Origin of the sequence: Streptomyces sp. NPDC005438 (assembly GCF_040606315.1) — a bacterium.
Taxonomy (GTDB): domain Bacteria; phylum Actinomycetota; class Actinomycetes; order Streptomycetales; family Streptomycetaceae; genus Streptomyces.
In genome coordinates, this window is sequence record NZ_JBEXEP010000002.1 from 553,237 (window position 1) to 577,135 (window position 23,899).

Consider the following 23,899-nt stretch of genomic DNA (forward strand, 5'->3'; position numbering starts at 1 on the left):
GAGAGGGAGCGAGGTCGGATGATGCGTACGCGTCCGCTGAAGGTGGCGCTGCTGGGCTGTGGGGTCGTCGGCTCAGAGGTGGCACGCATCATGACGACGCACGCCGACGACCTCGCCCAACGTATCGGCGCCCCGGTCGAGTTGGCCGGGGTCGCCGTACGCCGCCCGCAACGGGTACGCGAGGGCGTCGACCCCGAGCTGGTCACCACCGACGCCGAGGCTCTGATACGGCGCGGCGACATCGACGTGGCCGTCGAGGTCATCGGCGGCATCGAACCGGCCCGGGCGCTGATCACCACCGCCTTCGAGGGCGGGATCAGCGTGGTGACCGCCAACAAGGCCCTGCTGGCCGAGGACGGCTCCCGCCTCCACCAGGCCGCCGACAAGGCCGGCGTCGACCTGTACTACGAGGCCGCGGTGGCCGCCGCCATCCCCCTGGTGCGGCCCCTGCGCGAGTCCCTGGCCGGCGACAAGGTCAACCGGGTGCTGGGCATCGTCAACGGCACCACCAACTTCATCCTGGACCGGATGGACACCCACGGCGCCGGCTACGGCGAGGCCCTCGACGAGGCCACCGCCCTGGGCTACGCCGAGGCCGACCCCACCGCCGACGTCGAGGGCTTCGACGCCGCCGCCAAGGCCGCCATCCTGGCCGGTATCGCCTTCCACACCCGGGTACGCTTGGACGACGTCCACCGCGAGGGGCTCACCGAGGTCACCGCCGCCGACATCGCCGCCGCCCAGCGCATGGGCTGCACCGTGAAGCTGCTGGCCATCTGCGAACGGGCCGCCGACGGCCGCTCGGTCAGCGCCCGGGTGCACCCGGCGATGATCCCGCTCAGCCACCCCCTGGCCTCGGTGCGCGGCGCCTACAACGCGGTGTTCGTCGAGTCCGACGCCGCCGGCCAGCTGATGTTCTACGGCGCCGGGGCCGGGGGCGCGCCCACCGCCTCCGCCGTGCTCGGCGACCTGGTGTCGGCCTGCCGCAACCGCCTCAACCACTCGCGGGGCCCCGGGGAGTCGGCGTACGCCCAGCTGCCCGTCAGCCCCATGGGAGACGTGGTCACCCGCTACCACATCAGCCTCGACGTGGCCGACAAACCGGGTGTGCTGGCGCAGGTCGCCACCGTCTTCGCCGAGTGCGGGGTGTCCATCGACACCGTCCGACAGCAGGGCAAGGAGGGTTCGGACGGGGACGCCTGGCTGGTGGTGGTCACCCACCACGCGCGGGACTCCGCGCTGCGGGCCACCGTCGACGCCCTGCGGGAGCTGGACACCGTGCTCGGCGTGGCGAGCATCATGCGGGTCGAAGGGGAATGAGGAAACATGACCGTCATGGACCAGGGCATCGACCGGACCGCGCGGGGCGCGCACCGTCCCCAGTGGCGCGGTGTCATCGAGGAGTACCGCGAACGGCTGCCGGTGGAGCCGGACGCGGAGGTGGTCACCCTCGGAGAGGGCGGCACCCCGCTGGTACGGGCGCAGGAACTCACCCGCCTCACCGGCTGTGAGGTCCACCTGAAGGTCGAGGGGGCCAACCCCACCGGCTCCTTCAAGGACCGGGGCATGACCATGGCCATCACCCGGGCCCGCGCCGAGGGGGCCCAGGCCGTCATCTGCGCCTCCACCGGCAACACCAGCGCCTCCGCCGCCGCCTACGCGGTGCGCGCCGGCATGGTCTGCGCGGTGCTGGTGCCCCAGGGCAAGATCGCGCTGGGCAAGATGGGCCAGGCCCTGGTGCACGGCGCCCAGATCCTCCAGGTCGACGGCAACTTCGACGACTGCCTGACCCTGGCCCGGGGGCTGTCCGAGAAGTACCCGGTGGCCCTGGTCAACTCGGTCAACCCGGTCCGCATCGAGGGCCAGAAGACCGCCGCCTTCGAGATCGTCGACATGCTGGGCGACGCCCCCGACCTGCACGTGCTACCGGTGGGCAACGCCGGCAACATCACCGCCTACTGGAAGGGGTACCAGGAGTACGCCGCCGACGGGCTGGCCAGCCACACCCCCCGGATGTGGGGCTTCCAGGCCTCGGGTGCCGCCCCCATCGTGCGCGGCGCCCCGGTGACCGAACCCAGTACGGTCGCCACCGCCATCCGTATCGGCAACCCCGCCTCCTGGACGCTGGCCGAACAGGCCAGGGACGAGTCGGGCGGCCTGATCGACATGGTGACGGACCGTCAGATCCTGCGCGCCTACCGGCTGTTGGCCTCCCAGGAGGGCGTCTTCGTGGAGCCCGCCTCCGCCGCCTCGGTGGCCGGACTGCTCCAGGCCGCCGAACGCGGCGACCTCCCCCGGGGCCAGCGCGTGGTCTGTACGGTCACCGGCAACGGGCTGAAGGACCCGGACTGGGCGGTGGCCGGCGCCCCGCGCCCGGTGACCGTACCGGTGGACGCCGACGCCGCCGCCGACCGTCTCGGCCTCGTCCGCGACTAGTCCCGGACGCCGGCTCACCGGCGACCGGAGCACGGGGGGCGCACCGTTCCCACCATCACGGTGCGCCCGCCAAACCCCCTGCACCGACCGGCAGTTGGCGTGATCCAACTGCCCCCGTTCCCGCTTCCCGACCGATGGGTGAGGGCCGGTCAGATGGGTACGACACGCTTCGTGCGCCTTGCGTGCGCCCTATGTTCCAGGGCATCCCTCCTCCGATAGGCTGGCGACCACCCCGACCCGTACGCCCGAAGGCGAGACGGGTCCGAGCCGGTCCGGCGTCCAGCCGCGGTGCTGGGGGAGTTGCCACAGACCAACCAAGGAGAGTCATCGAGCGATGGCCGGTCCCGCGTTCCGCGCCGCCGCCGTCCGGGTGCGCGTCCCCGCCACCAGCGCCAACCTCGGCCCCGGTTTCGACGCCTTCGGGCTTGCCCTGGGCCTCTACGACGACGTGGTGGTCCGGGTCGCCGACTCCGGCCTGCACATCGACATCGCCGGAGAGGGCGCCGACACCCTTCCCCGCGACGACGGCCACCTGCTGGTCCGCTCCCTGCGCACCACCTTCGACCTGCTGGGCGGCCAACCCCGGGGCCTGGAGGTGGTGTGCGCCAACCGCATCCCCCACGGCCGGGGCCTGGGCTCCTCCTCGGCGGCCATCTGCGCCGGCATCGTCGCCGCCGCGGCGGTCACCACCGGGGCCGAGGCCCGACTGGACGAGGTGGCCATGCTGGAACTCGCCACCGAGATCGAGGGCCACCCGGACAACGTCGCCGCCTGCCTGCTGGGCGGGTTCACCCTCGCCTGGACCGAGTCCGGCAGCGCCCGCGCGGTCCGTATGGAGCCGTCGACGGCCCTGGTGCCGATCGCCTTCGTACCGGCCGAACCCCTGCTCACCCAGACCGCCCGTGGGCTGCTGCCCGCCACGGTCCCCCATGTGGACGCGGTCGCCAACGCCGGGCGGTCCGCGTTGCTGGTCGAGGCGCTCACCAGGCGTCCCGAGCTGCTGATGCCGGCCACCGAGGACCGGCTGCACCAGGAGTACCGCGCCCCGGCCATGCCCCGGAGCGCGGAGTTGGTCAACCGTCTGCGCCTCGACGGCGTCCCCTCGGTCATCTCCGGTGCGGGCCCGACCGTGCTGGCGCTGACCGACATCGGCAACGCCGACAAGGTCGCCGGAATGGCCGACCAGGACTGGGCGGCCTACCGCCTCACGCTGGACCTGGAGGGTGCCAGCGTGCTGCCGCTCGACCCGGGCGGTACACCGCAGTGACCAGTGACAGCCGGACGTGGAGAGGGGAATGTTTGTTGGATCCGGTAGTGTTAACCTCAAGTCTGCACTCGCGGTCTCCAGGGTCGTCTCGAACGCCCGTGAAGAGTGCGATGCACCAGTGATCCCAGGGAAACAACCCTCAGGGAACACCCTTCTTCCAGGAGCTTCCCCAACTGCCGAGCAGCCTGCCGAGCAGTGTTGAGCACGCTCCGGAACCGGCGTGATGCAGCCACGTCAAGCCTCACGCCGAACCATGAATCGACGTCCCGCCGTATATGAGGGCGAGGACTACCGCCGCGGTGTGGTTCGCCAGCACGCGACCGCATCCGACAGCACAACCGGTCGCCGAGCCAGACAGGCCGACGCCCGCTCCAGGGAAGGACCCTTCGTGAGCGACACCACCGATCTGATGGGCGCGAACACCGATGCCGCGGGCAGCTCCGCGGGGGACGCCACGCCCGCCACGGACGCTCCTGCCGCGCCCGCTTCCGGTACCACCTCTCGGCGGCGCCGCTCCGGCACCGGCCTGGAAGCCCTGGTACTGGCCGAGTTGCAGCAACTCGCTTCCCAGCTAGGCATCAGGGGCACCGCGCGGATGCGCAAGCAGCAGCTGATCGAGGTCATCAAGGAGAAGCAGGCCGCGTCCGGTCAGAAGCCGGGGGAGACCGCCCCGGCCGAGAAGCCGAAGCGGCGGGCCACCTCCAAGGCCCGTACCGGCGAGGCGGAGCAGGAGGCGGGCGAGCGCTCGTCCCAGCAGCAGATCGACATCCCCGGCCAGCCCGCCAACGACGACGGCTCCGGTCAGCAGCAGCGGGGCAACGCCGACGAGGAGTCGGCCGACAACTCCGGCCGTTCCGGGCGGGGTCGGGACAGCAAGTCCGGCAAGCAGGACGGCAGATCCGACCGGTCCGAGGGCCAGGGCGGTCGCGAGCGCAAGGGCGAGCAGTCCGGCGACGGTGACGGTCGTGGCGACAACCGCGACAACAACCGTGGCGAGGGCAAGGGCGACGGCGGTCGCGACAACCGGAACGACAACCGTGGCGACCGTGGCGACAACCGCGGCCAGCAGGACCGCCCCAAGCGGGAGCGCCAGCGGGACCGCCGCCGGGGCAACGAGGGCGGCGGCGGAGGCGGCCAGAACCAGGGCGGAGGCCAGGGTTCCCGCAACGACTTCGACGACGACGGGCGCGACGGTGGCCGCCGTGGCCGCCGTGGTCGTTACCGCGACCGCCGGGGCCGTCGTGGCCGCGACGACTTCGAGCCGCAGATCGCCGAGGACGACGTCCTCATCCCGGTCGCCGGCATCCTCGACATCCTTGACAACTACGCGTTCGTGCGGACCTCCGGGTACCTCCCCGGCCCCAACGACGTGTACGTCTCCCTGGCCCAGGTCCGCAAGAACGGCCTGCGCAAGGGCGACCACATCACCGGTGCCGTGCGTCAGCCCCGGGAGGGTGAGCGCCGGGAGAAGTTCAACGCCCTGGTGCGGCTGGACTCGGTCAACGGCATGGCGCCCGAGGGCGGACGCGGCCGGCCGGAGTTCAACAAGCTGACCCCGCTGTACCCGCAGGAGCGGTTGCGGCTGGAGAGCGACCCCGGTGCCCTGACCCAGCGCATCGTGGACCTGGTGGCCCCCATCGGCAAGGGCCAGCGCGGCCTGATCGTCTCCCCGCCCAAGGCCGGCAAGACCATGGTGATGCAGTCCATCGCCAACGCCATCACCACCAACAACCCCGAGTGCCACCTGATGGTCGTGCTCGTGGACGAGCGGCCCGAAGAGGTCACCGACATGCAGCGGTCGGTGAAGGGCGAGGTCATCTCCTCCACCTTCGACCGACCGGCCGAGGACCACACCACGGTCGCCGAACTCGCCATCGAGCGGGCCAAGCGCCTGGTGGAGCTGGGGCACGACGTGGTGGTCCTGCTGGACTCGATCACCCGTCTGGGCCGGGCGTACAACCTGGCGGCCCCCGCCTCCGGGCGCATCCTGTCCGGTGGTGTGGACTCCACCGCGCTGTACCCGCCCAAGAAGTTCTTCGGCGCCGCCCGGAACATCGAGGACGGCGGTTCGCTGACCATCCTGGCCACCGCCCTGGTGGAGACCGGCTCCCGGATGGACGAGGTGATCTTCGAGGAGTTCAAGGGCACCGGCAACATGGAGCTGAAGCTCGACCGCAAGCTCGCGGACAAGCGGATCTTCCCGGCCGTGGACGTGGACGCCTCCAGCACCCGCAAGGAGGAGATCCTCATGGCCAACGAGGAACTCCAGATCGTGTGGAAGCTGCGCCGGGTGCTGCACGCCCTGGACCAGCAGCAGGCGATCGAGCTGCTGCTGGACAAGATGAAGAAGACCAAGTCCAACGCGGAGTTCCTGCTCCAGATCCAGAAGACGACCCCGCTGCCCGGCTCCAACGAGTGAGCTGAGCCAGTCGCCGGGTCACCGACCTGGAGGTAACCGACGAGGGCCGTTCCCCCACGCGTGGGAGCGGCCCTCGCGGCGTTCCCGGGCGCCCCTGGCCCGGTACACGGCCGCCGAGGGGCCTCGGGGTGGCCGCTCAGTGCGGACCCATCGACGCGCGGTGTCGACCGATCCCCGGTAGAAGTGGAGAAGCGGCACGGTGAGCAGCCGGGTCGGGGTGGACACGTCGTGGTCCGGTGGCCGCGCGTACCGGCCCCGCCCGGCCCCACCCGGACCGCCTTCGAGGACCGAGGGAAGCGACGATGGCGGATGACGGCAGGTTGACCGACGACGGACACCCCTCGGGGGCGCTCGCTCACTCCGGGGACGACCGTGCCCGTCGACGTCGGATTCTGCGCTGGGCCGCCGTCGTGACGGTCGCGGTGTTCGCCATGGTCGCGGTCGCCGCCGGTCTGGTGTACGCCAAGCTGAACGACAACCTGGTGGGCGTGGACATCGACGCCATCATCGGAGGGGACCGCCCCGCCGACACCGACAACGGCTCGCTGGACCTGCTGGTGCTGGGTTCGGACACCCGTACCGGGGAGAACGCCCGCTACGGCCAGGACGAGGGCAACGCCCGCTCGGACACCGCGATGGTGGTGCACGTCAACGAGGCCCGTGACCGGGCCAGCGTGGTGTCCATCCCGCGCGACACCCTGGTCACCCGCCCCGCCTGCCGGGGGGACCAGGGCGAGGGGTCACTGGAGCCGGAACGTGAGAACACCATGTTCAACGAGGCCTACCAACTCGGCGGGCCCGCCTGCGCGGTGAAGACGGTGGAGAAGCTCACCGGCATCCGCATGGACCACTACCTGGAGATCGACTTCACCGGCTTCCGGCGGCTGGTGGACGAACTGGGCGGAGTGGAGATCACCACCTCGGAGCCGATACACGACGCCAAGAGCCACCTCGACCTCCAGGCCGGCACCCACATGCTGAGCGGGGAACAGGCCCTCGGCCTGGTGCGTACCCGCAAGAGCGTGGGGGACGGCAGCGACCTGGGCCGGATCAAGCTCCAGCAGCGGTTCGTACGGTCCCTGATGGACCGGGTGGACCGCGTGGGCCTGTGGGGCAACCCGCAGCGCCTCTACCGGCTGGCCGACCGGGCCACCTCCTCGCTGACCACCGACTCCGGGTTGGACAACGTCCCCGACCTCATCGGCATGGCCCGCTCCATGCGGGACATCAAGTCCCGCGACGTACAGATGGTGACCCTGCCGGTGGCCTACGACCGCGACGACCCCAACCGCGTCGTACCCCTGGAGGCGCAGGGGCGGAAGGTGTGGCGGGCACTGAAGGCCGACCGCCCGATTCCGGTGTCGGCGACCCAGGGTTCGGCGGCCGAGAAGACCGGGGTCGGCGGGGTGCTGCGCTGACCCCCGAGGGCTCCTGCCGCCCCCTCGGGCGGTCCCGGCGGGCGGGAATACCCGGAGCGCTTCCCCGGTTTTGGGGGGTGCGGCCAGTGATGGCAGACTGGTACGTCGGCCCCGGTTCACGCGACGCGAACCCGCCTCGCGACCCGGCGCCCTCCCGAAAACTAGGAGAGACCTTGAAGCGCGACATCCACCCCGAGTACGTGGAGACCCAGGTCAGCTGCACCTGCGGAGCCTCCTTCACCACCCGGAGCACCGTCCCCGGCGGAGCCATCCGCGCGGACATCTGCTCCGCCTGCCACCCGTTCTACACGGGCAAGCAGAAGATCCTCGACACCGGCGGACGCGTGGCCCGCTTCGAGGCCCGCTTCGGCAAGAAGGCCGGTTCGGCCAAGTAGCGGCTTCCGAGCGCCGGTCCACGGCCGCCCAGTCGTGCGGTCGCCTGGACCGGCGCTTGTTTTGGGCGAGGCCACCCTCGTAGGGCTTCGACGGCACCGACTCCTCCCGTACGAGGGGGAGTCGGGCCGCGACGTCGTGCGGCGGGGCCGGCGCCCACACGGAGTCGTCACGGCAGGCCACCCCCGGAACACCCGGAATGAGGAACCCACACGATGTTCGAGGCGGTCGAGGAACTGATCGGCGAGCACGCCGACCTGGAGCGGCGGTTGGCCGACCCCGGGGTGCACGCCGACCAGGCGAACGCGCGGAGGCTGAGTAAGCGGTACGCGGAACTGACCCCGATCGTGACCACCTACCGCTCCTGGATCCAGCACGGCGAGGACATCGACACCGCACGTGAACTCTCCGTCGACGACCCCGAGTTCGCGGAGGAGGTCAAGGGGCTGGAGGACGAGCGGGAGGCGCTCACCGAGAAGCTGCGCCTGCTGTTGGTGCCCCGGGACCCCAACGACGACAAGGACGTCATCCTGGAGATCAAGGCCGGCGAGGGGGGCGAGGAGTCCGCCCTGTTCGCGGGGGACCTGCTGCGGATGTACCTGCGCTACGCCGAGCGCTCCGGCTGGAAGGCCGAGATCATCGACGCCAACGCCTCCGACCTCGGCGGCTACAAGGACGTCCGGGTCGCGGTGAAGGCCAAGGGCAACCCCGAGCCGGGCGCCGGGGTGTGGGCCCGGCTGAAGTACGAGGGCGGGGTGCACCGCGTCCAGCGGGTCCCGGCCACCGAGTCCCAGGGCCGCATCCACACCTCGGCCGCCGGGGTGCTGGTACTGCCCGAGGCCGAGGACGTGGACGTGGAGGTCAACCCCAACGACCTGCGCATCGACGTCTACCGCTCCAGCGGACCCGGCGGGCAGTCCGTCAACACCACCGACTCGGCCGTCCGCATCACCCACGAACCCACCGGCATCGTGGTGTCCTGCCAGAACGAGAAGAGCCAACTGCAGAACAAGGAGCAGGCGTTGCGTATCCTGCGGGCCCGGCTGCTGGCCGCCGCGCAGGAGGAGGCGGAACGCGAGGCGTCCGACGCCCGACGGAGCCAGGTGCGTACGGTGGACCGCTCGGAACGCGTCCGCACCTACAACTTCCCGGAGAACCGCATCTCGGATCACCGGGTCGGTTTCAAGGCGTACAACCTCGACCAGGTGCTGGACGGGGAACTGTCCCCGGTCATCCAGGCCTGTGTGGACGCCGACTCCGCCGCCAAGCTGGCCGACGCCAGGTAGCCGGACGTCTGAGAAGTTGGGTGGAAGAGGGAACATGCGGCAGTCACCCGAGGGTGAACCGGCGCCTCGCGCACGACGCTCGTTGCTGCTCGCCGAGGTCGCCCAGGCGACCCAGCGGCTGGCCGACGCCGGCGTGCCCTCGCCCCGTTTCGACGCCGAGGAACTGGCCGCCTTCGTCCACGGCGTGAGCCGGGGCGGCCTGCACGTGGTGGACGACAAGGACTTCGACGCCCGCTACTGGGAGGCGATCGCCCGCCGCGAGGCCCGCGAACCCCTCCAGCACATCACCGGACGCGCCTTCTTCCGCTACCTGGAACTCCAGGTCGGGCCAGGGGTGTTCGTACCCCGGCCGGAGACCGAGTCGGTGGTCGGCTGGGCCATAGAGGCGGTCCGTGCGATGGACGTCGCCGAGCCGTTGATCGTCGACCTGTGCTCCGGGTCCGCCGCCATCGCCCTCGCCCTCGCCCAGGAGGTGCCCCGCTCCCGGGTGCACGCCGTGGAGCTGGACGAGGGCGCGCTGCGCTGGGCCCGCAAGAACGTGGAGGGCTCCCGGGTCACCCTCCACCAGGGGGACGCCCTGACCGCCCTGCCCCAACTCGACGGGCAGGTCGACCTGGTGATCTCCAACCCCCCGTACATCCCGCTCACCGAGTGGGAGTACGTGGCACCCGAAGCCCGCGACCACGACCCCCAGCTGGCGCTGTTCTCCGGCGAGGACGGCCTGGACACCATCCGGGGACTGGAACGCACCGCCCACCGGCTGCTGCGCCCCGGGGGACTGGTGGTCGTGGAGCACGCGGACACCCAGGGCGGCCAGGTGCCCTGGATCTTCACCGAGGACCGGGGCTGGGCGGACGCAGCCGACCACCCCGACCTCAACAACAGGCCCCGTTTCGCCACAGCCCGCAGGGAGGTGCCGTAATGGCACGCCGATACGACTGCACCGACGCATCCGACCGCGCCACCGGCCTCAAGGAAGCGTCCTCCGCCGTACGCCGAGGCGAACTGGTGGTGCTGCCCACCGACACCGTCTACGGCGTGGGCGCCGACGCCTTCAACGCCGAGGCCGTCGGCGACCTGCTGGAGGCCAAGGGGCGCGGCCGGGGGATGCCCTCCCCGGTCCTCGTCGGTTCCCCCAACACCCTGCACGGCCTGGTCACCGGGTTCACCGAGATGGCCTGGGACCTGGTCGACGCCTTCTGGCCGGGCGCCCTGACCCTGGTCGCCAAGCACCAGCCGTCCCTCACCTGGGACCTGGGCGAGACCCGGGGCACCGTGGCGGTACGGATGCCGCTGCACCCGGTCGCCATCGAACTCCTCACCGACTTCGGCCCGATGGCCGTCTCCTCCGCCAACCTCACCGGCCACCCGGCACCCCAGGACTGCGACGCCGCCGAGGAGATGCTCGGCGAGTCGGTCGCCGTCTACCTGGACGGCGGGCCCACCCCCGACTCGGTGGCCTCCAGCATCGTGGACGTCACCGGAGAGGTGCCTCGGCTGCTGCGGGCCGGGGCGCTGAGCGTCGAGGAACTGCGCGAGGTCGTACCGGAGTTGGAGGAGAGCTCGTGACCCGGCCCCACCCCCGGGGACGGACCCGGTGAACCCACCTCCCACGTCAGGGGGGATACCGGCCGCTCGGCCGGAGCGGCCCGAGGTCTTTCGCATCCTCCACGTCTCCACCGGCAACGTCTGCCGCTCGCCGATCACCGAGCGGCTCACCCGTCATGCCCTCGCCCACCGGCTCGGCCGTGCCGACACGGCGGGGCTGACCGCGCCCGGGATGATCGTGGAGAGCGCCGGTACCTGGGGCCACGAGGGCGCGCCGATGGAGGAGCACGCCGCCGCCGTACTGCGGGAGCGCGGCGCCGACCCGGAGGGGTTCCTCGCCCGCGAACTGCTGGACGAGCACGTCATCCGCGCCGACCTGGTGCTCACCGCGACCCGCGACCACCGGGCCCAGGTGATCTCGATGGGGCACTCCGCCGGGCTGCGGACCTTCACCCTCAAGGAGTTCACCCGACTCGTACGCGCCATAGATCCGGCCACTCTTCCGCCACCGGGCAGCGACCAGGGTGTGGTGGAGCGGGCGCACGCCCTGGTCCAGGCCGCCGCCGCGCTGCGGGGCTGGCTGCTCGCCCCCAGCCCGGACGCCGACGAGGTCTACGACCCCTACGGCGCCCCGTTGACCTACTTCCGCAACGTCGGCGAGGAGATCGACCTCGCCCTGGACCCGGTGCTCACCGCCCTGACCGGGGTCCCCGCGCTGCACTGACCGGGCCACCGCACCCGGGCCTGCCGGGCCCGTACGCTGAGTGCCAGGGCCGTCGCCCGTGTCCTAGGGTGTGGGTGATGTTCGCGAGCCCCTGGGGACGAAGTGCGTGAGTACCTGCTGACCTTGTGTGTCACGGTGGCGGTGACCTACCTCCTGACCGGTCCGGTGCGGAAGTTCGCCATCGCCGCGGGTGCCATGCCGCAGATCCGCGCCCGGGACGTGCACCGGGAACCGACGCCCCGACTCGGGGGCATCGCGATGTTCGGCGGACTCTGCGCGGGCCTGCTGGTCGCCTCCCAACTCACCAACATCGGCAAGCTGTTCAGCCTCTCCAACGAGCCCAGGGCCCTGCTGTCCGGGGCCGGACTGATCTGGCTGCTGGGTGTACTGGACGACAAGTGGGGTGTGGACGCCCTGGTCAAACTGGGCGGCCAGATGATCGCCGCCGGTGTCATGGTGCTCCAGGGCCTCACGATCCTGTGGCTGCCGGTCCCCGGTGTGGGCAACGTGTCCCTCACCCCGCTACAGAGCACCCTGCTCACGGTCGCCCTGGTCGTGATCACCATCAACGCGGTCAACTTCGTGGACGGCCTGGACGGTCTGGCCTCCGGCATGGTCTGCATCGCGGCGGTCGCGTTCTTCATGTACGCCTACCGCATGTGGTACGGCTACGGCGTCGAGGAGGCCGCACCCGCCACCCTCTTCGCCGCGGTGCTCATGGGGATGTGCCTGGGCTTCCTGCCGCACAACATCCACCCCGCGCGGATCTTCATGGGCGACTCCGGCTCCATGCTGATCGGTCTGGTGCTGGCCGCCGGGGCGGTCTCCATCACCGGGCAGGTCGACCCGGACCGGATCACCCAGCACGAGGGCTCACTGCGTTCGGCCGTCCACACCATGGTGCCGGTGTACGTACCGCTGCTGCTGCCGCTGACGGTGCTGGCGGTGCCGATGGCCGACCTGGTGCTCTCCGTGATCCGCCGTACCTGGAACGGGCAGTCCCCGTTCGCCGCCGACCGTGGGCACCTCCACCACCGGCTGCTGGAGATCGGGCACTCCCACAGCCGCGCGGTGCTGATCATGTACTTCTGGTCCGCCCTGATGGCGTTCAGCACCGTGGCCTTCTCCGTACGGTCCTCCAGCCTGGCGATCGTGCTCAGCATCGTCCTGCTCTGCGCGCTCGGGCTGGTCGTCCTGCTGCTGCCCCGCTTCACCCCCCGGGTGCCCGGCTGGGCGGAGTTCCTGGTCCCCCCGAGGTACCGGGCTCCGCGACGGGACGCCTCGACCACGGGGGCAAACACCGACGAGGCCGCCGAGCCCCCCTCGGGGACGGCCGAGGGGGAGCGGGCACGCTCCGAGGCATCCGCCGCCGGCCTCAACGGCGCCACGGCGGTGGGGGAGGGGCAGCGCTCCTCCCCAGGCCGCAGGGTCGACAGCAAGGGCTAGTCGACAGCAGGGGACAAGAGTAGGGAGGGGCTCTTTCCCCGACGTACGGCCCTGAACGCCGTAGGGCGCTGCGAGGATCACGGGAGGGATGCCCTTGCCCTCAACTCCCCTGTAGGCAAAGGAGGCTGGGTTACGGCGATGAGGTGGTCGGCGTCGTCGGGGATCTTGGAGATTCCGAGGTCACAATGCGGTCTCGGCCTCGGCCCGCTGAGGGGCGTCCCAAGTCTCGGAGCTTCGTTTGGTTTTGCCCCAGTTGGTCAACGCGCCACGCGGCACGTAGCTCAGGTGTGTGACGTGCTGCACACGAAGTAGGTAAAGGACGCATCAAATAGTTTGTGATACCGTTCACGAGACCCGGCGACAGGTCGAAGAGCCCCGTCCCAGCGGCACTTTGGCGGGTGACACACCCTTCGTTGACCGGGGATTACGCTCGTTTCTCGACGAACGGCCGCCCCCGAACATCCCGGAGCACTCCCATGCAGTCGAACGACGCCCGCATGCTCGCGCAGTGTGCCGTCCCGACCGCCTCCGCAGGCGTTCTCGCCGCGGTGATCAGTGCCGTGGCGGCTGGAAGCAAGGGCGCGGTCGGCGCCGGCTTCGGTGTCCTGGTGGTCATCCTCTTCATGGGGCTGGGGCTTTGGGCGCTCCAGTACACCGCCAAGCACCTCCCGCACCTGTTCCAGATGATGGGCCTGGTGCTCTACATGGCCCAGATCCTGCTGTTGGCAGGGGTGTTGGCGATCTTCCGGGACACCTCCCTGTTCAACACAAGGGCCTTCGCCTTCAGTCTGCTGGGCGGGACCCTGGTGTGGATCGCTGCCCAGGCCCGGGCTCATATGAAGGCGAAGATCCTCTATGTCGAACCCGGGCGGACGTCGGCCAGTAACGGGTCCACGTCGTGACGGCCGGGGTCGGCGTCAGGGCGCGCTCCGGTCCCTGCTATGGTCCGGTGCCAACTGCGGCGCAGCAGGCCCAGGTGGCTGTCGCGAGGTGTCCTATGGGACGGGACGCGCGGCCCCACCAGCTGAAAAGTCGCCCCCACATTCGTCACACCAGTCCAGTGCCGTTTCGCGGTATGACGCCGCGCCGACACATCGAGGTTGCCGTATCCATGCGCCACGCAGAAGGAGCTCGCGGTGAGTGCTGACCAGATGCTCGCCTTCGAGACCGATTGCCACATCTTTGACGGGTGCGGCTTCCCGGCTCCGGGGCTCCACTCCTTCGTTTTCAAGCCGCTGTTCACCGTTGGTGGCATCGAGTTCAACAAGGCGATGCTGCTCGCCGTGATCGGCACGGTTGCCATCGTCTGGTTCTTCTGGGCCGCGTTCAACAACGCCAAGGTGGTGCCGGGCAAGCTTCAGATGGTCGGTGAGGCGGGCTATGACTTCATCCGCCGAGGGATCGTCTACGAAACCCTCGGCAAGAAGGAGGGCGAGAAGTACGTTCCTCTGGTCGTCTCCCTGTTCTTCTTCGTCTGGATCATGAACCTCTGGTCCGTGATCCCGTTCGCCCAGTTCCCAGTCACCTCGCTGATCGCCTTCCCGGCGGCGTTGGCCCTGGTGGTCTACGTGACCTGGGTCTCGCTGACCTTCAAGCGGCACGGTTTTGTGGGCGCCTTCAAGAACTTCACCGGGTATGACAAGTCGCTCGGCCCGGTTCTGCCGCTGGCCATGGTGATCGAACTCTTCTCCAACCTGTTGGTGCGGCCCTTCACCCACGCGGTGCGACTCTTCGCCAACATGTTCGCCGGGCACACCCTGCTGCTGCTGTTCACCATCGCCACCTGGTACCTGCTCAACGGCATCGGCATCGCCTACGCCAGCGTCTCGTTCCTGATGACTCTTGTGATGACCGCCTTCGAGCTGTTCATCCAGGCGATCCAGGCGTACGTCTTCGTGCTTCTGACCTGCAGCTACATTCAGGGCGCGCTCGCCGAGCACCACTGATCCGTTCCGCACTACCCATCCCGCTTCCGGTGGCCAACCCCCACCGGTCCAGAAAGAAAAGGAAGAACGAGCATGTCTGCTGCTCTCCAGACCCTCGCCGCCGGCGTCGAGATCAAGGGCAACCTCGGTTCGATCGGTTACGGCCTCGCGGCGATCGGCCCCGGCGTTGGCGTCGGCATCGTCTTCGGTAACGGTACTCAGGCCCTGGCCCGTCAGCCCGAGGCGGCTGGCCTGATCCGTCAGAACCAGATCCTCGGCTTCGCCTTCTGTGAGGCGCTTGCCCTGATCGGTCTGGTTATGCCGTTCGTCTACCCCAGCTCCTGATCTCGGCGAGCCGACCACACCGTCGACGAAAGGCACTGATGTGAACGCCCTGGTACAGCAGGCGGCGGAGGAGCAGAATCCTCTGTTCCCCGAGATCCCAGAGCTCGTCATCGGCCTGATCGCTTTCGCCATCGTCTTCTTCATCCTCTGGAAGAAGCTGCTCCCGAACATCAACAAGGTTCTGGAGCAGCGCCGGGAGGAGATCGAGGGCGGCATTGAGCAGGCCAACGAAGCCAAGGAAGAGGCGGCGGAGGTCCTCAAGCAGTACAAGGACCAGCTCGCCGAAGCCCGTCACGAGGCCGCGCGTCTGCGCGAGGAGGCCCGCGAGCAGGGCGCCGCGATCATCGCTGAGATGCGCGCGGAGGGTCAGCGGCAGCGCGAGGACATCATCGCCGCCGGCCACGCCCAGATCGAGGCCGACCGCGCCCAGGCGGCCCAGACCCTGCGCCAGGACGTCGGCAAGCTCGCCACCGACCTGGCCGGAAAGCTGGTGGGGGAGTCCCTGGAGGACCACGCCCGCCAGAGCCGTACCATCGACCGCTTCCTGGGCGACCTTGAGGCGCAGGCGGACTCCACTGGGGCCGCCCGATGAACGGAGCGAGCCGCGAGGCACTGGCCACCGCACGTGAGCAGGTCAACGCGCTGACCGAGAGCACCTCGGTCGACGCCACGAAGCTCGCCGACGACCTGGCCGCCGTCACCGCGCTGCTCGACCGCGAGGTGTCTCTGCGTCGGGTCCTCACCGACCCGGCGCAGCCGGGTGAGCGCAAGGCCGAGCTGGTGGGCCGGCTGCTGGGCGGACAGGTGGGCGGCGAGGCCGCCGACCTGGTCTCCGGCATGGTCCGCTCCCGGTGGTCCAGCCCTCGTGACCTCGTCGACGCGATCGAGGAGTTGGCGGACTACGCCGACCTCATCGCCGCGGAGCGGGCCGGGGCGCTGGACGACGTGGAGGACGAGCTGTTCCGGTTCAACCGGACCGTGGCCTCCTCCACCGATCTGCGTTCCGCGCTCACCAGCCGTACGGCCAGTGGCTCCGCCAAGGTGGAGCTGCTCAGCCGGCTGCTGGGCGGCAGGGCGAAGCCGGCCACCGAGCGTCTGGTGACCCGTCTGGTCACCCAGCCGCGAGGTCGTAGCCTGGAGGGCGGGCTGGAGGACCTCTCCAAGCTCGCCGCCGAGCGACGTGACCGGTCGGTCGCCACCGTCACCTCGGCGGTGCCGCTCTCGGACCAGCAGAAGGACCGGCTCGGTTCGGTGCTGGCCCGGCTGTACGGGCGGCAGGTGCACCTCAACCTCGACGTGGACCCCACGGTCCTCGGCGGGATCACCGTGCGGATCGGTGACGAGGTCATCAACGGTTCCATCGCGGATCGTCTCGAAGAGGCGAACCGTCGGATGGCGGGCTGAGCGCGGCCTACGGCGGCGACCGGCAGCACCCCAAAGTCAACAAGCATTGCTAGCGGCCCAGTTGGGCCGACTGAGTCCTCTGGGGGCCCGCAGCGACAGCTGCTGTGGGTGACAGCCCCAGACCCCCAGAATTACTTCGGGCCCAACAAGGAGAGCAGGGAACCCAGATGGCGGAGCTCACGATCCGGCCGGAGGAGATCCGGGACGCGCTGGAGAACTTTGTCCAGTCGTACGAGCCGGACGCGGCCTCGCGCGAGGAGGTCGGTACGGTCAGCGTTGCCGGCGACGGCATCGCGAAGGTCGAGGGTCTTCCCTCGGCCATGGCTAACGAACTGCTGAAGTTCGAGGACGGCACTCTCGGCCTCGCCCTCAACCTCGAAGAGCGCGAGATCGGTGCGGTCATCCTCGGCGAGTTCAGTGGCATCGAGGAGGGCCAGCCGGTGCAGCGCACCGGGGAGGTGCTCTCCGTCCCCGTGGGCGAGGGCTACCTCGGCCGCGTTGTCGACCCGCTGGGTGCTCCGGTGGACGGCCTGGGCGAGATCGAGGCCGAGGGGCGTCGCGCCCTGGAGTTGCAGGCGCCCACGGTCATGCAGCGCAAGTCGGTGCACGAGCCGATGGAGACGGGCTACAAGGCCGTCGACACCATGACCCCCATCGGTCGTGGCCAGCGGCAGCTGATCATTGGTGACCGCCAGACCGGTAAGACCGCCCTGGCTGTCGACACCATCATCAACCAGAAGAAGAACTGGGAGTCCGGCGACCCGGACAAGCAGGTCCGCTGCATCTACGTCGCGATCGGCCAGAAGGGCTCCACCATCGCCTCGGTGCGCGGTGCCCTGGAGGAGGCCGGCGCGCTGGAGTACACCACCATCGTGGCGGCCCCGGCGTCCGACCCGGCGGGCTTCAAGTACCTGGCCCCGTACACCGGTTCGGCCATCGGCCAGCACTGGATGTACCAGGGCAAGCACGTGCTGATCGTCTTCGACGACCTGTCGAAGCAGGCCGACGCCTACCGCGCGGTCTCCCTGCTGCTGCGTCGTCCCCCGGGCCGTGAGGCCTACCCCGGCGACGTGTTCTACCTGCACTCCCGGCTGCTGGAGCGTTGCGCCAAGCTCTCCGACGACATGGGCAAGGGCTCGATGACCGGGCTGCCGATCGTGGAGACCAAGGCCAACGACGTGTCGGCGTTCATTCCGACCAACGTCATCTCCATCACCGACGGCCAGTGCTTCCTGGAGTCGGACCTGTTCAACGCCGGTCAGCGGCCCGCGCTGAACGTCGGTATCTCCGTCTCCCGAGTCGGTGGTTCCGCGCAGCACAAGGCGATCCGCCAGATCACCGGTTCGCTCCGTGTGGACCTCGCCCAGTACCGCGAGCTGGAGGCCTTCGCCGCCTTCGGTTCCGACCTGGACGACGCCTCCAAGGCGGCCCTGGAGCGCGGTCAGCGCATGGTGGAGCTGCTGAAGCAGCCGCAGTACGCCCCCTTCGCCACCGAGGACCAGGTGGTGTCCGTCTGGTCCGGCACCAAGGGCAAGATGGACGACGTACCGGTCAGCGACATCCGCCGCTTCGAGACCGAGCTGCTGGACTACATGCACCGCGAGCACCAGGGGCTGATGACCGGGATCGTCGAGGGCGCCAAGATGTCCGACGACACCCTCCAGGCCCTCGGTGAGGCCGTGGACTCGTTCAAGAAGCAGTTCGAGACCTCGGACGGCAAGCTCCTGGGCGAGGACTGATCCATGGGCGCCCAGCTGAGGGTCTACAAGCGACGGATCAAGTCCGTCACCGCGACCAAGAAGATCACCAGGGCGATGGAGATGATCGCCGCCTCGCGCATCGTCAAGGCGCAGCGCAGGGTGAGGGCCTCCGAGCCGTACTCGAAGGAGCTGACCCGCGCGGTCACCGCCGTCGCGCGTGGTTCCAACGTCGAGCACTGGCTGACGACCGAGGTGGAGCGTCCCGCCCGGGCCGCCGTGCTGTTGGTCACCAGTGACCGCGGCCTGGCCGGTGGTTACAACTCCAACGCCATCAAGGCGGCGGACCAGCTGACCAACCGGTTGATCGGCGAGGGCAAGGAAGTCGTCAACTACATCGTCGGCAACAAGGGTGTCTCCTACTACCGGTTCCGTGACCGGGCCATCCAGCAGTCCTGGAACGGGTTCACGGACAACCCCACCTACGCGGACGCCAAGCGGGTGGCCGAGCCCTTGATCGAGGCGATCAAGACCGAGTCGGCCGCCCAGGGCGGGGTGGACGAACTCCACATCGTCTACACCGAGTTCGTCTCGATGATGACGCAGACCCCGGTGGCGAACCGGATGCTGCCGCTCACCTTCGAGAAGAGCGCGGAGGAGTCGGCCGAGGTCCTGGTGAAGGGCACCGAGCTGCTTCCGCTGTACGACTTCGAGCCCTCGGCCGAGGAGGTGCTCGACGAGCTGCTCCCGCGGTACGTCGAGAGCCGGATCTACAACGCGTTGCTCCAGGCCGCCGCTTCCAAGCACGCCGCCACGCGGCGCGCGATGAAGTCGGCCACCGACAACGCCGAGGAACTCATCAAGTCGCTGACGCGGCTTGCCAACGCGGCCCGCCAGGCCGACATCACCCAGGAAATCAGTGAGATCGTCGGTGGCGCGAGCGCGCTGGCTGACGCTTCTGCGGGGAGTGACCGCTAATCATGACAACCACTGCTACGACGGCCCCCGTGACCGGCGGGGCCACTGGCCGCGTCGCGCGGGTCATCGGCCCGGTCGTCGACGTGGAGTTCCCCGTCGACGCCATGCCGGAGATCTACAACGCGCTGAAGGTCGAGGTCGTGGACCCCTCCGAGGAGGGCAAGACCAAGACCCTGACCCTTGAGGTCGCCCAGCACCTCGGTGAGGGCGTCGTCCGGGCCATCTCCATGGAGCCCTCGGACGGTCTGGTCCGCCAGGCCCCGGTGACCGACACCGGAGACGGCATCACCGTCCCGGTCGGCGACGTCACCAAGGGCCGGGTGTTCAACACCCTGGGGCAGATCCTCAACGAGCCCGAGGCCGAGTCCGAGGTGACCGAGCGGTGGGCCATCCACCGCAAGGCCCCGGCCTTCGACCAGCTCGAGTCCAAGACCGAGATGTTCGAGACCGGTCTGAAGGTCGTCGACCTGCTCACCCCGTACGTCAAGGGTGGAAAGATCGGTCTGTTCGGTGGTGCCGGTGTCGGCAAGACCGTGCTGATCCAGGAAATGATCATGCGTGTGGCGAAGCTGCACGAGGGTGTCTCCGTGTTCGCCGGTGTCGGTGAGCGCACCCGTGAGGGCAACGACCTCATCGAGGAGATGGCCGAGTCCGGCGTGCTGCCGCAGACCGCCCTGGTCTTCGGTCAGATGGACGAGCCGCCGGGGACCCGTCTGCGGGTCGCCCTGGCCGGTCTGACCATGGCGGAGTACTTCCGCGATGTGCAGAAGCAGGACGTGCTGTTCTTCATCGACAACATCTTCCGCTTCACCCAGGCCGGTTCCGAGGTCTCCACCCTGCTGGGCCGTATGCCCTCCGCGGTGGGTTACCAGCCGAACCTGGCGGACGAGATGGGTGTGCTCCAGGAGCGCATCACCTCGACCCGTGGTCACTCCATCACCTCGATGCAGGCGATCTACGTGCCCGCGGACGACCTCACCGACCCGGCTCCGGCGACCACCTTCGCCCACCTGGACGCCACCACGGTGCTCTCCCGTCCGATCTCGGAGAAGGGCATCTACCCGGCGGTGGACCCCCTGGACTCCACCTCCCGGATCCTGGACCCCCGCTACATCTCCCAGGACCACTACGACTGTGCGTCCCGGGTCAAGGGGATCCTGCAGAAGTACAAGGACCTCCAGGACATCATCTCCATCCTCGGCATCGACGAGCTGAGCGAGGAGGACAAGCTCACCGTTCAGCGTGCTCGCCGTATCGAGCGCTTCCTGTCGCAGAACACCCACGCGGCAAAGCAGTTCACCGGCCTGGACGGATCGGACGTGCCCCTGGACGAGTCGATCGCCGCGTTCAACGCCATCGCCGACGGTGACTTCGACCACTTCCCGGAGCAGGCGTTCTTCATGTGCGGTGGTCTGGACGACCTGAAGGCCAAGGCCAAGGAGCTGGGCGTCTCCTGACGTCCGCGCCCCAGCGGGGCGGCGGTGGGGCATCTCCCCGGAGTTGGCCCACCGCCCGGCCCGCACCCCCTATTCTGTGAAAAACCCCAGTCTGAGGAGCCACAGTGGCTGAGCTGCACGTCGAGTTGGTCGCCGCCGACCGCAGTGTCTGGTCGGGCAAGGCCAGCCTGGTCGTCGCGCGCACCTCGTCGGGTGATATCGGTGTTATGCCCGGCCATCAGCCGCTGCTCGGCGTGCTGGAGTCCGGTCCCGTGACCATCCGTACGACGGGCGAGAGCGGTGAGGGTACCGTTGTCGCCGCGGTGCACGGCGGCTTCATCTCCCTCTCGGAGGACAAGCTGTCGTTGCTCGCGGAGGTCGCGGAGCTTTCCGACGAGATCGACGTCAAGCGTGCCGAGCGTGCGTTGGAGCAGGCCAAGTCGGACGCGGACGCCGCGGCCGAGCGGCGTGCGGACGTACGCCTGCGCGCGGTGACCGGCGTCTCCTGACGCGGTCACCGAAGAGGGCAACCCTCAGCCGCGGGTCGCACCGGAGCCTTTCCGGTGCGACCCGCGGCTGAGGCGATAACAGAGGCAGACGCCGCGAACCGGGTTCGCGGCCAACGAGACAGCGAGGAGGTCGATATCGATGGTCCTCGCACTGCTGCTCTGTGGCGCGGCCCTACTGGTGCTGCTGGTGGGCTTGTTCGCCTTCGGGCTCCGACGGCGCCTGATCCAACGTTCCGGTGGCACCTTCGACTGCAGCCTGCGCTGGGACGTTCCCGAGGAGGACGGCGACCCCGGCGGCAAGGGCTGGGTGTACGGGGTCTCGCGGTACACCGGCGACCAGGTCGAGTGGTTCCGGGTCTTCTCCTACGCCCCCCGACCCCGACGGGTACTGGAGCGCGGGGGCATCGAGGTGCTGCGGCGCCGGGAGCCGCGCGGCGAGGAGGAGCTGGCGCTGCTGTCCGACGCGGTGATCCTCGCCTGTTCCCTGGGCGGCACCAGGGTGGAGCTGGCGATGAGTGAGGACGCGCTCACCGGGTTCCTGGCCTGGTTGGAGGCCGCTCCGCCCGGCCAGCGGGTCAACGTGGCCTGAGAGGAACCGGTTCTTCAGCCGCTCGCCCCCTCGGAAGCGGGTGTGTGCCCCTCGTGGCCGCCCCTGACCGGTCCGTGTGGCAGGGGGCTTGGAAGCCCCGGGTGGCTCAGCGTTCCACCAGCCCCAACTCCTGCGCCAGTACGGCGGCCTGGGTACGGCTGCGCAGCTCCAGCTTGGCCAGCAACCGGCTGACGTGCGTCTTCACGGTGGTCTCGGCCATGCCCAGCCGCTCGGCAATCTCGGCGTTCGACAGCCCACCGCCCAGCCGTACCAGTACGTCCCGCTCCCGAGGGGTGAGGTCGGCCAGACCGGTCGGCGTGGGGGTGTGGTCGGGGCTGGGCCGCCCCCGGGAGAACTCCCTGATCAGTCGCCGGGTAACCGCCGGGGCGATCATGCCGTCCCCCCGGGCGACGGTGCGTACCGCCTCGATCACGTCCCGGGCCTCGCTGTCCTTGAGCAGGAACCCGCTGGCCCCGGCCCGTAGTGCGCCGAACACGTACTCGTCCAGGTCGAAGGTGGTCAGCACCAGTACGTCGGCGAGCTGCTCCCCGGTGACCTGTCGGGTGGCCCGTACCCCGTCCAGCCTGGGCATCTGTACGTCCATCAGCACCACGTCGGGCCGCAGTTCGCGGGCCAGGCGCACCGCCTCCTCCCCGTCGGCGGCCTCGGCGACGACCTCGATGTCGGGGGCGCTCCCCAGGATGAGGACCAGACCGGCGCGTACCGCCGACTGGTCCTCGGCGACGAGTACCCGGATGCTCACGTGCTGGTCCTCTCTCCCAGGGGCAGGGTGGCGTGTACGTCCCAGACCGGCTGGCCGTCCTCGGTGGTGCGGGGGCCGTAGGCGAAGTCTCCCCCGAGGAGTTCGGCGCGCTCGCGCATCCCCACCAGTCCGCTGCCGGAGCCGGGGGCCCGGGGTTCCGCGCGGTCACCGTGGGGGCTGGTCACCCGGACCCGTAGCGCGTCGTCCTCCGGGGTCAGGGCGAGGGTGACGGTGCCGGGGGAGGCGTGCTTGAGGGCGTTGGTCAGGGACTCCTGGATGATGCGGTAGGCGGCGAGTTCCACCGGTGTCGGCAGCGACTCCCCGTTCCGCCCGTCGCGCAGCTCGAAGGCGAGGCGGCCGGCCTCGGCGTGCTCCCGCGCGTGCCGTAGCAGGGCGGGCAGCCCGTCCAGGGTGGGGGCGGCGTCGGGTTCGGCCTCGGGGTCGGAGGCGTCCCGGAGGATGCCGATCAGCCGCCGCATCTCGGCCAGCCCCCGCACGCTGTTCTCCCGGATGACGCCCAGCGCGTCGGTCGCGGCGTCGGGGTTGTCGTCCTTGAGGGAGAGGGCGGCCGTGGAGTGGAGGGCGATGGCGGAGAGGTGGTTGGCGACCAGGTCGTGCAACTCCCTCGCCATCCGGGCGCGTTCGGTGACCACGGCCTGCCGCCGGTCCATCTCGGCCAGCAGCGCGGTCTGCTCGGCCCGGAGCCGTTCGGCCTCCGCCCGGTCCTGGTGGTTCCGTACGATCGCCCCGGTCAGGGCCGGGACCACGGACAGCATCACGGCCACCAGCCCGACCAGGATCACCAGCGCGTTGTGGTACCGCAGCCCGAACCCGACGGTCACCACCACGGAGCCGATCGTGGCGGTGACCGGCACGGTGCGGGTCAGCCGCCGGGGGCCGTACAGCACGGCGGCGTAGATCACGTCGGTGTACATCAGCATGGTCACCAGCAGGGGGCCGTTGACCATGTCGGCGAGCAGCACGACGGTGCCCACCAGCAGGCCGGCACGCGGCAGGGTACGCCGGACGACCTCGCAGCCGGCCATGGACACCAGCAGCGCGAGGGTCAGCCACTGGCGGTCGCCCTCGGGCGGCTCGCCGGTGGAGTACAGCCCGAAGCGCATCGACAACAGCCCGACCAGCAGCCCGCCGAGGGCGGTCAGCAGGTCGTGCGGGTGCGGGCGCGCGGGCTTGTTCACCGTCCCAGGATTCACCATGTCCGTGGCGCCCCGCCTCACCACCGGGTCGGGTCGTCCGGGGCGCGGGGTCCTCCGAAAGTCGCAGCGGCGTCGGGTGGGCCGGCCCGGGAACTGTTA

The 23,899-nt window shown here is 69.9% G+C and carries 23 protein-coding genes; 21 read left to right on the top strand and 2 right to left on the bottom strand.

Features of this window, described 5'->3' with window-relative positions:
* Positions 1-18: 18 nt before the first annotated feature.
* The 21 genes from ABZT14_RS07195 (at position 19) to ABZT14_RS07295 (ending at position 21,820) form a co-directional block, all read left to right on the top strand.
* Complete coding sequence (locus tag ABZT14_RS07195) at positions 19-1,320, top strand: homoserine dehydrogenase (RefSeq protein WP_356298135.1); 1,302 nt, start codon at positions 19-21, stop codon at positions 1,318-1,320.
* Positions 1,321-1,326: 6 nt separating this feature from the next.
* The gene (gene thrC, locus ABZT14_RS07200) at positions 1,327-2,436 is read left to right on the top strand and encodes a threonine synthase (RefSeq protein WP_356298137.1); all 1,110 of its coding nucleotides are present in this window, start codon (positions 1,327-1,329) and stop codon (positions 2,434-2,436) included.
* A gap of 334 nt (positions 2,437-2,770) precedes the next feature.
* Complete coding sequence (thrB, locus tag ABZT14_RS07205) at positions 2,771-3,703, top strand: homoserine kinase (RefSeq protein WP_356298139.1); 933 nt, start codon at positions 2,771-2,773, stop codon at positions 3,701-3,703.
* 388 nt (positions 3,704-4,091) lie between these two features.
* On the top strand, positions 4,092-6,122 hold the full coding sequence (gene rho / locus ABZT14_RS07210; RefSeq protein ID WP_356298141.1) for a transcription termination factor Rho: 2,031 nt from the start codon (positions 4,092-4,094) through the stop codon (positions 6,120-6,122).
* Positions 6,123-6,424: 302 nt separating this feature from the next.
* A complete protein-coding gene (locus ABZT14_RS07215) occupies positions 6,425-7,540 on the top strand; it encodes an LCP family protein (protein WP_356298144.1) in 1,116 nt (371 codons plus the stop codon).
* A 173-nt stretch (positions 7,541-7,713) separates the two neighbouring features.
* Positions 7,714-7,935, top strand: coding sequence for a 50S ribosomal protein L31 (gene rpmE / locus ABZT14_RS07220; RefSeq protein WP_356298146.1), 222 nt, complete (start codon positions 7,714-7,716; stop codon positions 7,933-7,935).
* Positions 7,936-8,148: 213 nt separating this feature from the next.
* On the top strand, positions 8,149-9,219 hold the full coding sequence (gene prfA / locus ABZT14_RS07225) for a peptide chain release factor 1 (RefSeq protein ID WP_356298148.1): 1,071 nt from the start codon (positions 8,149-8,151) through the stop codon (positions 9,217-9,219).
* A gap of 34 nt (positions 9,220-9,253) precedes the next feature.
* Entirely contained in the window at positions 9,254-10,141 is an 888-nt protein-coding gene (prmC, locus tag ABZT14_RS07230; RefSeq protein ID WP_356298150.1) for a peptide chain release factor N(5)-glutamine methyltransferase, read from the top strand.
* Complete coding sequence (locus tag ABZT14_RS07235; RefSeq protein ID WP_356298152.1) at positions 10,141-10,788, top strand: L-threonylcarbamoyladenylate synthase; 648 nt, start codon at positions 10,141-10,143, stop codon at positions 10,786-10,788. The genes prmC and ABZT14_RS07235 overlap by 1 nt, the downstream gene beginning before the upstream one ends.
* A 28-nt stretch (positions 10,789-10,816) precedes the next feature.
* Positions 10,817-11,491, top strand: a complete 675-nt coding sequence (locus tag ABZT14_RS07240; RefSeq protein ID WP_356298154.1) for a protein-tyrosine-phosphatase — start codon at positions 10,817-10,819, stop codon at positions 11,489-11,491.
* Positions 11,492-11,593: 102 nt separating this feature from the next.
* Positions 11,594-12,937 (top strand): MraY family glycosyltransferase, encoded by a 1,344-nt coding sequence (locus ABZT14_RS07245; protein ID WP_356298156.1) that lies wholly within the window; start codon positions 11,594-11,596, stop codon positions 12,935-12,937.
* A 476-nt stretch (positions 12,938-13,413) separates the two neighbouring features.
* Positions 13,414-13,839 carry a hypothetical protein gene (locus ABZT14_RS07250; protein WP_356298158.1) on the top strand — a complete coding sequence of 142 codons (426 nt, stop codon included), beginning with the start codon at positions 13,414-13,416 and terminating at the stop codon, positions 13,837-13,839.
* Between the two features lie 234 nt (positions 13,840-14,073).
* Positions 14,074-14,883, top strand: coding sequence for a F0F1 ATP synthase subunit A (atpB, locus tag ABZT14_RS07255; RefSeq protein ID WP_356298160.1), 810 nt, complete (start codon positions 14,074-14,076; stop codon positions 14,881-14,883).
* Between the two features lie 72 nt (positions 14,884-14,955).
* Positions 14,956-15,207, top strand: a complete 252-nt coding sequence (gene atpE, locus ABZT14_RS07260; RefSeq protein ID WP_356298162.1) for an ATP synthase F0 subunit C — start codon at positions 14,956-14,958, stop codon at positions 15,205-15,207.
* Positions 15,208-15,247: 40 nt separating this feature from the next.
* Complete coding sequence (locus tag ABZT14_RS07265; protein ID WP_356298164.1) at positions 15,248-15,799, top strand: F0F1 ATP synthase subunit B; 552 nt, start codon at positions 15,248-15,250, stop codon at positions 15,797-15,799.
* On the top strand, positions 15,796-16,611 hold the full coding sequence (locus tag ABZT14_RS07270) for a F0F1 ATP synthase subunit delta (RefSeq protein WP_356298166.1): 816 nt from the start codon (positions 15,796-15,798) through the stop codon (positions 16,609-16,611). The genes ABZT14_RS07265 and ABZT14_RS07270 overlap by 4 nt, the downstream gene beginning before the upstream one ends.
* Positions 16,612-16,778: 167 nt before the next feature.
* Positions 16,779-18,350 (top strand): F0F1 ATP synthase subunit alpha, encoded by a 1,572-nt coding sequence (gene atpA / locus ABZT14_RS07275; protein WP_356298168.1) that lies wholly within the window; start codon positions 16,779-16,781, stop codon positions 18,348-18,350.
* A gap of 3 nt (positions 18,351-18,353) precedes the next feature.
* Positions 18,354-19,286, top strand: a complete 933-nt coding sequence (locus ABZT14_RS07280) for a F0F1 ATP synthase subunit gamma (protein ID WP_356298170.1) — start codon at positions 18,354-18,356, stop codon at positions 19,284-19,286.
* Between the two features lie 2 nt (positions 19,287-19,288).
* Entirely contained in the window at positions 19,289-20,743 is a 1,455-nt protein-coding gene (gene atpD, locus ABZT14_RS07285; RefSeq protein WP_356298172.1) for a F0F1 ATP synthase subunit beta, read from the top strand.
* A 104-nt stretch (positions 20,744-20,847) separates the two neighbouring features.
* A complete protein-coding gene (locus ABZT14_RS07290) occupies positions 20,848-21,231 on the top strand; it encodes a F0F1 ATP synthase subunit epsilon (RefSeq protein WP_356298174.1) in 384 nt (127 codons plus the stop codon).
* Between the two features lie 139 nt (positions 21,232-21,370).
* Positions 21,371-21,820 (top strand): DUF2550 domain-containing protein, encoded by a 450-nt coding sequence (locus ABZT14_RS07295; protein WP_356298176.1) that lies wholly within the window; start codon positions 21,371-21,373, stop codon positions 21,818-21,820.
* Positions 21,821-21,926: 106 nt separating this feature from the next.
* On the opposite strand, the gene ABZT14_RS07300 is transcribed toward ABZT14_RS07295, so the two are convergent.
* Positions 21,927-22,583, bottom strand: coding sequence for a response regulator transcription factor (locus tag ABZT14_RS07300; protein ID WP_356298178.1), 657 nt, complete (start codon positions 22,581-22,583; stop codon positions 21,927-21,929).
* Complete coding sequence (locus ABZT14_RS07305; RefSeq protein WP_356298180.1) at positions 22,580-23,782, bottom strand: histidine kinase; 1,203 nt, start codon at positions 23,780-23,782, stop codon at positions 22,580-22,582. The genes ABZT14_RS07300 and ABZT14_RS07305 overlap by 4 nt, the downstream gene beginning before the upstream one ends.
* Positions 23,783-23,899 lie beyond the last annotated feature (117 nt).